This window comes from Paucisalibacillus globulus DSM 18846, from assembly GCF_000482485.1.
Lineage (GTDB): Bacteria > Bacillota > Bacilli > Bacillales > Amphibacillaceae > Ornithinibacillus > Ornithinibacillus globulus.
The window spans coordinates 254,550-269,387 of record NZ_KI519436.1; the positions used below are offsets into that span (position 1 = coordinate 254,550).

Here is a 14,838-nt window from a genome sequence, read left to right on the forward strand (position 1 = left end):
CTTTCTATGTGTGGAAGATATACCATGCTAGCTGACGAACTTGAAATTCTAGAGGAATTTGGAATCGAACAAGAAATAGGAGATTATCATCCAAGCTACAATGTAGCACCTGGCCAAAATGTTCTAGCAGTTATTCATGATGGGAAAAAGAAACGAGCAGGTTATTTGCGCTGGGGACTTGTACCTTCATGGGCCAAGGATGAGAAAATCGGCTATAAAATGATTAATGCTAGAAGTGAATCCGCACATGAAAAACCAAGCTTTAAAAATCTTATGTCTCGAAAACGTTGTTTGGTCATTGCTGATAGTTTTTATGAATGGAAAAGAAATGAAGATGGTAGTAAGCAACCTAAGCGAATCCATGTAGCTGAACGTAAGTTATTTGCATTTGCAGGGTTATGGGATAAATGGAGTCACAACGATAGGGATTTATTTACATGTACTATTTTAACCCGTGATGCTAATCCATTTATGAGGGAAATACATCATCGTGAGCCAATTATTTTACCAAAAGTAATGGAAGATGAATGGATAAAGCCAGGACGAATGGAACCAACGGAGGCAAGAGAGTTTCTTTTTCATGTAGAACCTGTTGAGCTAACTGCTTATAATGTTTCAAGTCATGTAAATGCAGCTAAGAATAATGATGAGGCTTGTATAGTGCCATTGGTAGATTAGGTTGCTGGCATAAAACTTTTAAAAATAAATTAGCTAAAAAAAAGTAAAAAGTCCGTGGGAACTAATCACGGACTTTCGCTATTTAAACCGTCTTCTTACGATGCTCTTTCATCAAATTCACAAATTCCTCAGCTTTATCCTTAGGTGCATGTGTGAAAATGCTGACCCCGACAAATAATACTGTCGATAGTATCAGTCCACAGATTCCTGCACCTAGTCCAAGTGGCTTTGTCCCAGTTGCTTCAAGCACCAATACTATTAAAGCACTAACTACAACACTGATAATAACGCCAGCAGCCGTTCCACGTTTCCAGAAAAAAGCACCTATAATGGCTGGCACGGAAACGATTAATCCGGAAGAAGCAGCAACGGATAATACTGCGATGAGGTTCAATTCTAATTCAGCAAAAGCGTAAGCTAAAATTGCAATGATAGGAATAAAGATTTTACCTGCTTTTAACTGTTTGTTATCATCAGGTCTACTTTTCATATTTCCATAAACATCTCGTGCAAACATGGACGATAACGTCAGCATAATAGAGTCAATGGTAGAAACTGCTGCAGCCAAGATACCAACCATGACAATGACACCTAAAATTGGTGGAACGGTGTCAGACGACAGTAATGATGGTGTTGCTAGGTCTGCATTCTCCAAGTCTGGAAATAACTGAAGTGCTGAGAAACCCCACATTACAGATACAAACGTATAAATAAATCCAAAGACAAGAAAGCCAATTAACATTTGGCGAAGCCCTTTAAATGAATTTGGCATAAACAACCGCTGACTTACTTGTGGATTTGAAATACTGAAAAAAAACCATGGAATCGTTAACCCTAAGAAAGTTAGAATGCTAAAATATCCATTTCCTGGCACGGATAAGGATTCTGGATGATCTACTTGAAGGTTTTCAAAAAATTGCCCAAAGCCCCCAAGTGAATTAACAATAATTAAGACAACGACTGTTGACGTAACAATCATGAATAAAGCTTGAAGCGAATCCGTCCAAACAACGGAGCGAATTCCTGCCGTATAAGAAAAGAATACAGCTAATATAACTGCTATAATAACACCTAAAGAATAGGGAATCCGATTATCAGTCATTCCCTGCAATAGATAGCCAACTCCAGCTAATTGAACAGCACTATACGGAATTAAAAATAAACAACTCATAATTGCAATAACTGCTGCTGCAGATTTACTCTGATAACGATCCCCGAGCATCTCTGATGGTGTAACATAACCATTTTTCTTTCCAGCTAACCAGAATCTTGGTCCAAAAATTAGAATTAGCGAAACTCCTGTAAAGTAAACAATTTCAAAACCAAGTGCACCAACGCCGCCTTGATAAGTTAACCCTGCTAAACCTACCATCATAAAAGCACTATATGTAGTTGCGCTATAACTAAGGGAAGATAATATCCCATTCATTTTCCTGTTTCCGATAAAATAGCCAGACATACCTGGAAGGTTGCCTTTCCGCGACAACAAGGCAACTACAGAAGCGATAATAACATAAATAATAATTCCCCAAATAATAAAACTTGTATTCAAATTACTCTCTCCAATCCCTAGTAAGAACAATGTTTGCAAGTATAATGATGATTCCAGTTATTCCCCAGAATAAAAAACTCCCATACCATGTGTGCACATTAGATAAAACGGTATAAGGAATAATATAGGCGAGAAGGATTGCAATAATGATAATCAATCCCCAAATACGCTTTGATAGTTTTCCATCCATGTTAGCTTGTCTCCTTTAGTAGATTAATAGTAATTCAATAAAAACTTTACATGTGTCTTTACACATATATTTACATAATGCGAAGTAAAAATCAATAACAAATTTGGTTCATATACGAACAAAGAGTGATAGGATATAATAGTAGATATATTATTAATTGGATAATTATACGATTTTATACATATGGAGGTCTTAGAAATGAAAGGAGAAACAAATAAAATTCTTGGGGAAAGTCGTAGAAAGTTGATATTGTCCTGGCTAAAAGAAGAAGCAGAACCCATTACAGGTAAAGAACTATCTAGCAGAACTAATGTCAGTCGCCAAGTAATTGTGCAAGATATTTCATTGCTAAAGGCTACGGGGGAACCAATCATTGCAACAGCAAGGGGGTATGTGTATTTACAGGAGAATAATAATAATCAAAAGTTCACAAGAATAATTGTGGTTCAGCATACACCTGCGCAGACTGCAGATGAACTATACACCTTAGTTGATTATGGGGTAACAATTCGAAATGTTATGGTAGAGCATCCACTATACGGAGATATCACGGCCTCCCTAATGATTAGAAACAGACGGGAAGTGGATACTTTTATAGCAGAATTGAAGAAAACGGGAGCATCTCTATTATCAAAATTAACAGAGGGAATCCACTTACATACAATTGAGGCAGATCGTGAGGATCAATTGGATGAGGCATGTAAAGCTTTGAAGCAGGCCGGCTATCTTTTTGAGGACTGATATTTTTTATTAAAAAAACTGAAATATAGTGGCTTTTTAAACATTGAATCTGTTTAATAGAAACGTACATTATTCTATTTAAGAAAAAAGGACAATTTTCTCCTAATAAGAGGGGAAAACTGCCCTTTTCTGAAGTTCACTTTTAATTCAATCCCTACTACTCTCCTGAAGCTTTTGCAAGTCTTTCTTGTTCTTTTTCTTGCTTCGCAACTTTTAAGAACTTCTTCGTTTCATAAACAACTACACCAGAAAGTCCGAGTAGACCAATTAAGTTAGGGATTGCCATTAACGCGTTCATGACATCTGAAATACCCCATACTAGATCTAGGGTTTGGACAGCACCCCAGAAGATTGCGATAACAAATGCAATACGGTAAATTGGAACTACTTTATCATTGAATAAGTATGCAAAACATTTTTCGCCATAGTAAGACCAACCAACAAGTGTTGAAAAAGCAAAAAGTACAATACCAATGGTCACAATGTGGCCACCCCAGTCACCTAGGAAATGTGCAAAGGATGCTTGTGTTAGTGGACCGCCTTCCAATCCACCACCGGCTAAGCCTGCCATAACTATTGTAATTCCTGTGATTGAACATACAATAATGGTATCAATAAATACTTGTGTCATGGAAACGAGAGCTTGACGTCCTGGATAATCTGTTTTTGCAGCAGCTGCTGCAATCGGAGCGGATCCGAGTCCAGCCTCATTTGAAAATACTCCACGTGCCACCCCGTAGCGGATTAATGTACCGAGTATTCCCCCGCTTATGGCGCTGCCTGTAAAAGCATCTGAGAAAATCAAACCAATTGCCGCAGGTACAATATTAAAATTCATCACTATGATAACCAGTCCGCCAAGTACGTAAAATAAAGCCATCACCGGAACAAAATAAGCAGTCACTTTTCCGATACTCTTAATTCCACCTAAAATAACTAAACCTGCAAATAGTGTTAATGCAATTCCAGTAGCCCAAGTTGGAATGCTAAAGGAACTCTCTAATGCATCTGAAACGGAATTGGATTGAACCATATTACCAATACCGAATGCCGCAATCGCACCGAATATAGCAAATAGAATTCCAAGCCATTTTGCATTTAACCCTTTTTCTAAGTAATACATTGGTCCGCCAGACATTTCACCTTTACTATTTTCTACACGATATTTTACAGCTAAGATTGCTTCGGCGTATTTTGTTGCCATCCCAAATAAAGCGGTAATCCACATCCAGAAAACTGCACCAGGACCACCGAGAACTACTGCTGTAGCCACCCCGACAATATTACCTGTCCCAATAGTGGCCGCCATGGCGGTTGTTAATGCTTCATAGTGACTAATGTCTCCTTTTGAAGCTTTGTCTTGTCTTTTTGGGCTAAATGCGAGTCTTAAAGCATATGGAAGTGTACGGAATTGCAAAAAGCCTAATCGTAATGTTAAGTAAATACCTGTACCAACTATCAAGATAAGAGTTGGTGGCCCCCAGACAAAACCGCTAATATCATTGATCAACTCTTGCATTTTTTTCCCCTCCTTTTTGTCCTATTATAGATATAATATTTTGAACATTCAATAAGAATTACAGGTATTTTATCATTTTACTTAATTCCTTAGATTAGTTTGCTTATAATAGACGTAAAAGGGGTAATGTACAATGATTAAGGTGTTATTTGTTTGTTTAGGAAATATTTGCCGGTCTCCTATGGCGGAAGCAGTATTTAGAGACATATTAGTTAAAGAGAAGCTAACGGATAAAATTGAAGTAGATTCAAGTGGGATTGAAGGATGGCATGTTGGGAAAATGCCTCATCATGGTACAAGAAAAATATTAGATAAACAACAGATTTCCTATGAAGGAATGAAGGCAAGACAAGTTTCAAAAAAGGATTGGAAGAATTTTAATTATATTATTGCGATGGATGACCAAAATATAAAAGACCTACAGAAAATTAATTCGCAAAATGAGGAAATAATAGTTGCTAAATTAATGGACTTTGTAGAGGAGAGAGAAGAGCAGGAGGTTCCGGATCCATACTATACAGGAAACTTTGATTACACATATGAACTAGTAACGGAAGGATGTTCTCATTTACTTTCGTATATTAGGGAAAAACACAACATATAAAAAAGGAGAGGTCCTCATGAGTAAAAGAAGATTGATTTCAAGTATTGCTATTGGAGCGGCTTTAGGGGGTGCAGCAGCACTATTTGATTGGGAAACAAGAAAATATACAAAACACAAACTTTCCATAGCGAAAGATAAATCTGTAGATATTATTAAGAATCCAGTTTTGTCTATCCACAATGCAAGAATTGCGATGGAGGAATTCAGTGAAAGCCTTGTGTTTCAAACAGAAAATGCAGCTAATGCTCTACAACAGGTAGAGAATTCAATAGCTAGAGTAACTTCAAAGCCAAAAAGACTAGAGGGCTGATATTAAGCCTGTACAGGAGGTTGAGGTTTGAATCAAGTCATTTCATTTATGAAAAAGCTAATTGGACGAATATTAGAGGAAGAAGCATTTGGCTTATCCGCACAATTAGCTTACTTTTTTCTATTATCACTTTTTCCGTTACTGGTTGTAGTCATCACCTTAGTCGGATATTTGCCAGTGGATGCAAATATATTAATACAAATGCTCGCCTCAGTTGCCCCTGCCGATTCCATGCAAATAATTGAGGAAAACGTGATGAATTTAGTCTCCGAGCAAAATGGACAATTATTATCGATAGGTATTATTGGAACGCTATGGGCTGCTTCAAATGGGATTAATGCGATTATGCGGGTATTGAATAGTGCGTATGAAGTAGAGGAGGATCGGTTTTTCATTGTATCTAGACTTATTGCTATCGGTTTAACTTTTGCAATGATTGGGGTACTCGTGCTTGCTATCCTTCTCCCGGTCCTTGGTAGAATGATTGGTATTTATTTATTTTCGTTTTTTGGATTGTCAGATGACTTTCTATCCATATGGGAAATGTTACGTTGGGTGTTAACATCCATTGTATTTTTTATTGTGTTTTTATTTCTATATAAAATTGGTCCTAACGTAAAAGTGTTTTTTCGGGAGGCGTTTTGGGGTGCTTTATTTGCAACAGTAGCATGGCAATTAACATCCTATGCGTTTTCATTCTATGTATCAAAACTAGGACATTATTCCGCAACATACGGGAGCCTTGGGGCCGTTATAACACTAATGATTTGGTTCTATATTTCAGCCTTCATCGTCATAGTAGGTGGAATCCTTAACGCAACCCTAAGCAAAATGAAAAACGGGGACTAACCAATAGGTTGAGTCCCCGTTTTAATTTGGTTACTTTCTAAACAAGTTTTGTTAATGTAAAGGAGAAATATATAGGTATTTCTTTCAGTAGCTGGAGAATAAATTTCATTAGTCTATCTTAATAACCGCAATCCATTCAAAATAACTAAAATCGTACTTCCTTCATGTCCAATAACCCCCAAAGGAAGATCTAACACTTCGAAATAATTAGAAAGAATCAAGATAGCAATAACACCAATAGAAAAAATAACATTCTGTTTCACAATTCTATTCATTCGACCAGAAAGTTTAATCCCATTCGTTATCTTAGTCAAATCATTCCTCATCAAAACGACATCAGCGGTTTCGAGAGCGACATCCGTCCCTTCACCCATTGCAACTCCTAAGTTTGCAGTTGCTAACGCAGGTGCATCATTAATCCCATCACCAACCATGGCAACGTTCTGATAAATTTCACGTAATTTCTTAAGATTGGTAACCTTTTCTTCTGGAAGGCAGTTAGCAATATATTCATCAATACCAGCTTCTTCTGCGATAGCTTTGGCAGTAAGATCATTATCCCCGGTTAACATGATTGTCTTAATTCCTTGATTGTTTAGTTTTTTAATAGCCATCTTAGCTTCATTTCGAATGGTATCTTTTAATGCATAGGCAGCAACGATTTTATCTTCCGTTTTAACAAATACGACTGTTTTACCTTCCGATGCTAAATTAGACAGAACACCACTATGAAATGATTCTGCAAGTTGTTTACCTACATAATCTGGTTTGCCAATTTGCCAAATCCTACCCTCAATTTCTGCTTCTACCCCGTTACCACTGATAGTCTTCATATTGGTCACTTGTATTTCCTTTTTACCAACTTGTTCATGACCGTACATTGTTATAGCTTTAGCCAGTGGATGTGTGGATTCATTCTCAATAGCACCAGAAATGGCAATCACTTCATTTTTATCAATATCGGAAGAAAAATAGGCATTAGTCACAATTAATTTTCCATTTGTTAATGTACCTGTTTTATCAAAAGCAATCGCCTTGATTTGGCTCAGGTTTTCTAAATGGACACCACCTTTAAAAAGAATACCTTTTCGTGCGCTATTTGAAATTGCGGATAGAGTCGCAGGCATGATAGACGCAACAAGTGCACATGGTGATGCGACAACAAGAAGAATGATTGCTCGATAAATACTGGTTTCCAATGACCAGTTAAAAAGAAAATATGGTAATAACATCATTACACCAAAAGCAATTAGAACAACTTTTACATACGTTCCTTCAAAACGTTCAATAAATAATTGAGAAGGAGACTTTTCCTCTTGTGCAGATTGAACCATATTTATAATCTTTTGGAACATGGTTTCATGAGCTTCTTTAGTAACTTCAACTGTAATCGTTCCATCAAGTGATACCGTTCCAGCTAATACCTTATCCTTTATATTTTTGGTTACTGGAATTGATTCACCGGTTATTGGACTCTCATCGATTGCCGTCATACCTTTTATAATCATTCCGTCAGCAGGAACTCTATCCCCAGCACGAACCAAAATGATATCTCCTATAATTAATTGATTTACGGGAACAATTTCTTCTCTTCCATTTGTCATTCTTGTAGCTTCTTCTGGTTGGAGCTTAAGCAAAGAAGAGATTTCCTTCTTACTTTTATTCATCGTGTACGTTTCAAGAGCTCCTGATAATGCAAAAATGAAGATTAAGATAGCACCTTCCGTCCAGTAACCAATAACTGCAGATCCTATAGCTGCAAAAATCATTAACATCTCAACATTTAGTTCTTTATTATTTATTGTTTCTGTAATTCCCTCTTTCGCTTTTGCAAACCCACCAATTACAAATGCAATACTATGCAACAATACAAATGCAGCTTCAGAAATATTCTGTTCTGATAACCAAGTCAATAGAATAATTATCCCACTAACAAGTGCCGCAATAAGTTCGACATGTGGTTGTATTTTTTTAAAAAAACCAGTTTCATCGTGTTTGGAGTAAAGGATTGGTGACATACTATTTTTAGCTTCCATATTGATTCCCCCCATAACTGAAATTAATAATCATTCGCAACTAGATTATAATCATTATTAATTAGTATATATTTTAATGTTAACATAAAACCTTGTAGAGTCAATGGAAAATTATAAATGAATTTATTGTTCTATAGAAGTATTAGTATATTAAGTAACAGAATAATTTAGTTAATCAAAGAATTTGATTAAACTAACTTCTGCTGTTACAATCAAAACCGTTAGAGAATGTATAACAGATAAAATTGGAGGGGATTTTGTATGAAAAAGTATTTAGTTTTGTCGATGTTATTTGCGGTATTGTTAGTATTAGCAGCATGTGGAAGTGATACTTCTGAAGAAAAAGTAGAAGACAAGATTTGGGATTCTATTCAAGAATCCGGTGAACTTATAGTCGGTACTGCAGGAACATTATATCCTGCCTCATATTATCCTGAAGGTTCAGATGAATTAACAGGCTATAATGTTGAAGTTTTTCGTGAGATTGCTGAACGTTTAGGGGTAGAAGTTAAATTTGAGACAATGGCTTTTGATGCGATGCTTTCTGCGCTTCAAAGTGGTCGTGTAGATATGATTCAAGCAGGACCAAGGGAAGCAAGTCGTGAAAAATTTGCTTTTTCAGAGCCTGTTAAATACTCTTTTGCTACGATGATTGTTCGAGCGGATGATTTATCTGGTATTCATACATTAGAAGATTTAAAAGGGAAAAAAGCAGGTGGGGCAGCGACAACTGTTTATAGTGATATCGCGAGAAAATTTGATGCAGAGGTAGTTACTTACGGAAATGTAACAAACGATGCTTATTTACGAGATGTCCATAATGGAAAAACAGATACAGTTATTAATGATTATTACTTACAAAGCCTTGCAATTCAAGCGTTCCCAGATTTTAATATTACTTTACATCCTGATTTAAAATTTCACCCAACAACCAATAATGTTGTTGTACAAAAAGATGCAACAACATTATTGGAAGAAGTGAATGAGATTATTGCTGAGATGAAAGAGGATGGTACATTAACGGGAATTTCAGCAGAGTTTTTCGGCGGGCTTGATGTTTCTAAGGAACCAGAAGAGGAAGTTATTGAAATCAAAGGCGTTGAATAAGGTGATATAATGTTTGAAATTGATCACGTGCAATTAAAGAACTTGTTTGATCCACAACTGGCTTGGGAAAGTCTTCCATTCTTACTCGAGGGAGTTCCAATGACAATTTTCCTCGCTATTATTGGAATGGCAATTGGTTTAATTTTAGGATTCTTTATTTCACTAGGTAGGGGTTCAAATTCCATTTTTTTAAGCCTACCTGCAAGAATTTATATTTCATTCATGAGAAGCACACCAATCATCGTATTCCTATTTTTAATTTACTTTGGTCTTCCAATCATAGGGATTAATCTAACAGCGTTTGTAGCTGCTGCAATAGGATTCGGATTAAATAGTTCGGCGTATATTGCGGAAATTTATCGTGCGGCATTATCCAGTGTGGATAAAGGGCAATGGGAAGCGGCAAAGGCACTTAATATAGGCTATTGGAAGACAATGAGGGTGATTATTTTGCCACAAGCAATTCGAATTGCAATCCCTCCACTAGCTAATGTATTTTTAAGTGTCATGCTAGGTACTTCATTAGCCGCAATTATAACTGTTCCTGAGCTATTTCAAAAATCTCAGATTGTAGCAGGGCGAACCTTTGATGCGATGACTATGTATATATTAGTTGCCTTTATTTATTGGCCACTTGGTATTGCGATTTCCTTCTTACAAAATCGCCTTGAGATTCGCTATGGGAAATATATAAAACAGGATGTCCAGTAAATGGATCTCCTGTTTTATTTTGGTTTATATCGTTCTATCCATGTATTTTATCTGCTACTCTATTTCTCTTCAACAACATTGCTACGAGTATTAAAGCTAACACAATAGCAATCATATAGAAGAATGATACCCCTGGTAAAAATTGAATAAATAAACCACCAAAATATGGACCACCTAGACTGCCGATACTGAAAGCAATACTACATAATAGGTTTCCAGCAGGTAATAGTGACTGTGGAAGAAGGTCGGTCATATAGGAAATTCCCATTGAGTATGTCGATCCTACAAACATCCCTGCTAATGTAAAGAAAATAAACAAGGCAACTGTAGACTCCTCCAGAAATGCTGCTCCGATAAAGCAAAGTAACCCAAGAGATAAAATGATTAGAAGTATTTTTCTCCTACCAATTCGATCACTTAGAATTCCAAGTGGAAGTTGTGTAAGTAAACTACCGGCTGCAAAGCAAGGAATAATCAAGGATAGTATATGTACATCATGTCCAATACGTAATCCATAGATTGGAAATGTTGCATGTAATGTGGCTTCCAAGAATCCATATGCTAATGGAGGAAGTAAAGCAATCCATGCTATTTTTGTAGTTTGAATAAATCTTTTAAGCGAACTTTCTTTTGTTGTGGTAATTACCTCGGCTTCTTCCGTATTTGGCCAATTGTTTCTTACAAACAACATGAGTGACCAAACAATCGTACTGAGTAAAGTAGAAACGATAAATGGAAGTGCCATATTCACTTCTAATAACCTCGTAAATAATGGCCCGAGTGCAAATCCAAATGAAAATGACATTCCATAAATGGAGATACTTCTTCCACGAGTGTTTTTATCCGCGGTTGAGGTTATCCATGTTTGTGTACCAAAATGTAGCATATTATCTCCTATTCCAATCGCAACCCTTAAGATAAACCAGAACCAAACCGATTGCCAAACAGGAAACAATGCTAACGAAATAATAACGAGTAAACCACCAACTAAAATTATTGGTTTGAACCCGTATTTTTGCATGGGTTTTTCCATAAATGGTGATGCTAAGAGGACACCAATGTAAAGTCCAGTTGCATGTAATCCATTTATGGAAGAAGATACCCCACCTTGTTCTAGAATGATAGCTAGAAGAGGTAGAAGCATCCCTTGTGATAAACCTGAAATCATGACAAGTAATACAAGAATCCAAAATCTGAAACGATCTAAAACCATTTTGCTCCCCCTAAAGATGATAAATATGTATAAATTTTATAACGCTCGAAAAAACTAAGGTTACTAAACTAAGGCACTTGCCTTAGTTGCACTTATGCAGGTCTAGAAAGTTTTTAAACTTTCCTTACTGCCAAAAAGAGAGGAATGGACAGATGAAGAATAAATATATCATAGCATTAATTACATTTCTACTAGTGCTCCAAGCTCCAATTATGCTTTCTGCTGCAGAAAAGAAGGCTGAAAAAGAGAATGAAAATGAATTTGAAATACCTAGTCATGTATTAGATATTTCTAAGGAAAATACATTTCCTAATTCTACAGAAGATGAAGAAGTTATTGAGCCAAGTGAATTATCCAAAGAATTAATAGACTCAACGGATGTTCCTATCACTAATCCCAATCTAATAAAGATGCTGAACGAGTCAAGCATTGATCCATCACCAATTGGTTTTGGGTATCGAGGAATGGTTTTTTTAGGACGCTGGCCACTTAGTTACGAATCTGATGATACCAATGTTAATTGGGAGTATCAAAACATAAATATTAATGAATTAAATAATCTTGGTGGTAAGGATGCTCAAAAATTAAGCTATAACCAGCAAGCACAAAAAGAAATTAAAGGAGCATTAACTAACAAGATTGCAAATCCCGATGATGTAAAACAAATGATGATCATGAAAGCAAAGCAAGAAACAAAATTACCCCTGTCCTATACAACAACAATTGGAGCAGGAACTAAAAAAGGAAATTCTTATAGTGTTCCACCGAAAAAATATGGTTTTTTACATGCTTTTGCCCCTGCTGCAAATGAAAAAGGCAAGGTAACATTCGGTGAAGTTTATATTCAGTTGAAAGGAACCAAAAAATCATTGGTAATTAAAAATGTAACAAAACAAGGAATCGGAGCATGGATTCCGGTTCAAGATCATGTGTCATTTTCGGTTGAGGTGAAATAAATAGAAGAACAGTGTAGCCCTACTTACTTGTAGGGCTACATTAACTTCATGTATCTGTTCAACATTTTTTATGGAATCAACCTAATTAATTTCTAAAAGGGTTGATTTTTTCGCTTTAGTGATTTAATATGGTAAAGTATTAAAGTGGAATTTTCTTGGGGGGAAAAGAAAATGGAATGGGTTGTAGTTGTTTCGGTTTTATTAATGACAGTATTAAGTTTGTTACGAGTGAATGTTATTATTGCTATTATAATTTCCGCGATTGTAGCTGGATTAATGGCCGGGTTGGATTTAGTAGAATCAATTGAATTACTGGTTAGTGGAATGGGAGGTCAAGCAAATACCGCTCTAAGTTATGTATTATTAGGTGCTTTTGCTATAGCCATTAGCTATACAGGAATTACATCATTATTAGTGAATTTCTTAATTAAAGTTTTGACAGGTAAGAAAACAATGTTATTGCTTGCTATAGCTAGTGTATCTTCTTTATCACAAAATGTTGTACCAGTTCATATTGCATTTATTCCTATATTAATACCGCCGTTATTAAAGTTATTTGATAAAATGCGAATCGATCGTCGTGGGGTGGCTGTTGCCTTAACATTTGGTTTGAAAGCTCCATATATTATGATTCCAGCTGGATTCGGACTAATCTTTCAAGGGATAATTTTAGATGCAATGATACAAAATGGTGCTGATATTACCTTAGGGCAAGTATCATTATCTATGATAATCCCAGGTCTGGGAATGATTGTAGGTTTATTAATCGGAGTATTCATCACCTATCGGAAGGACAAAGAGCCACTACTAGATGTAAAAGGCATGGGTGAATTTATTAAACCAATAGATGAAAATATTACGTTTAATAAAAAACATTTCCTTACCATCATTGCAATATTAGCTGCACTAGTTGCACAAATTTACACTGGAAACTTAATTGTAGGTGCATTAACTGGACTAATTTTAATGGTTGCTTTTCTTTCTGTACCTTTCTCAAAGACTGATAAGATTGTTGCTGATGGTGTAAGTATGATGAGTACTATTGCATTTGTAATGCTTGTTGCATCTGGATATGGGACAATTTTAAAAGATACAGGTGCTGTAGATGCATTAGTCGAGGTTTCTTCTGGATTCTTAGGAGATAATAAGGTTCTAATTTCATTTGTCCTTTTATTAGTTGGTTTAATAATTACAATTGGAATTGGCTCCTCTTTCGGTACGATACCAATTATAGCAGCTTTATTCGTTCCAATCTGTTTAGCTGCAGGATTTTCGCCATTAGGAACCGCTGCACTAATTGGAACAGCGGGTGCACTAGGGGATGCCGGTTCTCCAGCCTCTGACAGTACATTAGGTCCAACTGCAGGACTAAATGCTGATGGTAAACATGACCACATCTGGGATACTTGTGTTCCAACATTTATCCATTTTAATATTCCATTATTCTTCTTTGGATGGGCAGCATCACTTTTCTTGTAGTATAAAAAACGATGATTAAGCAAAAGGTAAGAAAAAAATAGGTGGGGTATCTATGCGTAAATTAATAGTAACCACCCTGATATTTTTTCTTGCCTTTTTTTCTGTGAACTTTCATGAGGCTGGAGCTCGGGGTTATGGTTGGGGATACAAGAAAAATTCAAATCACGAAATTCCGGAAGTCGGTAAGTACAGGGAAATACTAAGGGAAAATGGTGCATATTATGTAGATGAATCCGGTGAAAAAACAGTATACTTAACATTTGATAATGGGTATGAACAGGGATTTACAGATGAAATTTTGGATGTATTAAAGAGTGAAAAGGTTCCTGCTACTTTCTTTGTTACAGGACATTACGTCAATTCAGCAACAGATTTAATAGAACGAATGGTTAATGAAGGGCATATAATAGGAAACCATTCTTATCATCATCCAGATTTTACAACAGTCAATAAAGAAGTAATGGAGCGGGAGTTAGAGACATTAGAACAGGCTGTCTCTAAAGTTTCCAAACAAAAAGATATTAAATATGTTAGACCCCCAAAGGGAATGTTCAACCAACAAACCCTCCAGTGGGCAAATGAATTAGGGTATATTCATGTATTCTGGTCCTTGGCAATTATTGATTGGAATACGAATGCTCAAAAAGGTTGGCAATATGCTTATGATCAAGTAATGAATCAGATACATCCTGGAGCAATTATTCTATTACACGCTGTGTCAGAGGATAATGCAGAAGCCCTGGAAAGGATAATTCAAGATTTGAAAAAAGAAGGCTATACCTTTAAAAGTTTAGATGACTTTGTATTAAAAGATAAGATTTCACAACCTATCTATGGTTACTGAGTTCAATGCTATGTAATTCTTAAAGAATAAAATGCTCCCCTTTTCATAT

At 36.1% G+C, this 14,838-nt stretch carries 15 protein-coding genes; 10 read left to right on the plus strand and 5 right to left on the minus strand.

What is annotated here, in order from left to right:
* Positions 1-6: 6 nt before the first annotated feature.
* Positions 7-678, plus strand: a complete 672-nt coding sequence (locus K332_RS0115030) for an SOS response-associated peptidase (protein ID WP_026908206.1) — start codon at positions 7-9, stop codon at positions 676-678.
* A gap of 82 nt (positions 679-760) precedes the next feature.
* On the opposite strand, the gene K332_RS0115035 is transcribed toward K332_RS0115030, so the two are convergent.
* Positions 761-2,230, minus strand: coding sequence for a sodium:solute symporter family protein (locus K332_RS0115035; RefSeq protein ID WP_026908207.1), 1,470 nt, complete (start codon positions 2,228-2,230; stop codon positions 761-763).
* Position 2,231: 1 nt separating this feature from the next.
* Positions 2,232-2,420, minus strand: coding sequence for a hypothetical protein (locus tag K332_RS0115040; protein WP_026908208.1), 189 nt, complete (start codon positions 2,418-2,420; stop codon positions 2,232-2,234).
* Positions 2,421-2,618: 198 nt separating this feature from the next.
* On the opposite strand from K332_RS0115040, the gene K332_RS0115045 reads away from it, so the two are divergent.
* On the plus strand, positions 2,619-3,161 hold the full coding sequence (locus tag K332_RS0115045; RefSeq protein WP_026908209.1) for a transcription repressor NadR: 543 nt from the start codon (positions 2,619-2,621) through the stop codon (positions 3,159-3,161).
* A gap of 157 nt (positions 3,162-3,318) precedes the next feature.
* On the opposite strand, the gene K332_RS0115050 is transcribed toward K332_RS0115045, so the two are convergent.
* On the minus strand, positions 3,319-4,680 hold the full coding sequence (locus K332_RS0115050) for an alanine/glycine:cation symporter family protein (RefSeq protein ID WP_026908210.1): 1,362 nt from the start codon (positions 4,678-4,680) through the stop codon (positions 3,319-3,321).
* A gap of 133 nt (positions 4,681-4,813) precedes the next feature.
* Here K332_RS0115050 and K332_RS0115055 point away from each other — a divergent pair, with 133 nt between their 5' ends.
* The 3 genes from K332_RS0115055 to K332_RS0115065 are packed head-to-tail and all read left to right on the plus strand — an operon-like array spanning position 4,814 to position 6,443.
* Positions 4,814-5,284 carry a low molecular weight protein-tyrosine-phosphatase gene (locus tag K332_RS0115055; protein WP_026908211.1) on the plus strand — a complete coding sequence of 157 codons (471 nt, stop codon included), beginning with the start codon at positions 4,814-4,816 and terminating at the stop codon, positions 5,282-5,284.
* Positions 5,285-5,300: 16 nt separating this feature from the next.
* Complete coding sequence (locus K332_RS0115060) at positions 5,301-5,594, plus strand: hypothetical protein (RefSeq protein ID WP_026908212.1); 294 nt, start codon at positions 5,301-5,303, stop codon at positions 5,592-5,594.
* Between the two features lie 27 nt (positions 5,595-5,621).
* The gene (locus K332_RS0115065; protein ID WP_026908213.1) at positions 5,622-6,443 is read left to right on the plus strand and encodes a YihY/virulence factor BrkB family protein; all 822 of its coding nucleotides are present in this window, start codon (positions 5,622-5,624) and stop codon (positions 6,441-6,443) included.
* 113 nt (positions 6,444-6,556) lie between these two features.
* Here K332_RS0115065 and K332_RS0115070 read toward each other — a convergent pair whose 3' ends face one another.
* Complete coding sequence (locus K332_RS0115070) at positions 6,557-8,461, minus strand: heavy metal translocating P-type ATPase (RefSeq protein WP_051359494.1); 1,905 nt, start codon at positions 8,459-8,461, stop codon at positions 6,557-6,559.
* A 279-nt stretch (positions 8,462-8,740) separates the two neighbouring features.
* On the opposite strand from K332_RS0115070, the gene K332_RS0115075 reads away from it, so the two are divergent.
* Positions 8,741-9,586, plus strand: a complete 846-nt coding sequence (locus K332_RS0115075) for a transporter substrate-binding domain-containing protein (RefSeq protein WP_026908215.1) — start codon at positions 8,741-8,743, stop codon at positions 9,584-9,586.
* Positions 9,587-9,595: 9 nt separating this feature from the next.
* Positions 9,596-10,297, plus strand: a complete 702-nt coding sequence (locus tag K332_RS0115080) for an amino acid ABC transporter permease (protein ID WP_026908216.1) — start codon at positions 9,596-9,598, stop codon at positions 10,295-10,297.
* Positions 10,298-10,331: 34 nt separating this feature from the next.
* Here the strand turns inward: K332_RS0115080 and K332_RS0115085 are convergent, their stop codons facing one another.
* The gene (locus K332_RS0115085; RefSeq protein ID WP_026908217.1) at positions 10,332-11,510 is read right to left on the minus strand and encodes an MFS transporter; all 1,179 of its coding nucleotides are present in this window, start codon (positions 11,508-11,510) and stop codon (positions 10,332-10,334) included.
* Positions 11,511-11,662: 152 nt separating this feature from the next.
* On the opposite strand from K332_RS0115085, the gene K332_RS0115090 reads away from it, so the two are divergent.
* The 3 genes from K332_RS0115090 (at position 11,663) to pdaA (ending at position 14,789) form a co-directional block, all read left to right on the plus strand.
* Positions 11,663-12,466 carry a YfkD famly protein gene (locus tag K332_RS0115090; RefSeq protein WP_026908218.1) on the plus strand — a complete coding sequence of 268 codons (804 nt, stop codon included), beginning with the start codon at positions 11,663-11,665 and terminating at the stop codon, positions 12,464-12,466.
* Positions 12,467-12,637: 171 nt separating this feature from the next.
* Entirely contained in the window at positions 12,638-13,945 is a 1,308-nt protein-coding gene (locus K332_RS0115095) for a Na+/H+ antiporter family protein (protein WP_026908219.1), read from the plus strand.
* 52 nt (positions 13,946-13,997) lie between these two features.
* Positions 13,998-14,789 carry a delta-lactam-biosynthetic de-N-acetylase gene (pdaA, locus tag K332_RS0115100; RefSeq protein WP_026908220.1) on the plus strand — a complete coding sequence of 264 codons (792 nt, stop codon included), beginning with the start codon at positions 13,998-14,000 and terminating at the stop codon, positions 14,787-14,789.
* Positions 14,790-14,838: the final 49 nt, after the last annotated feature.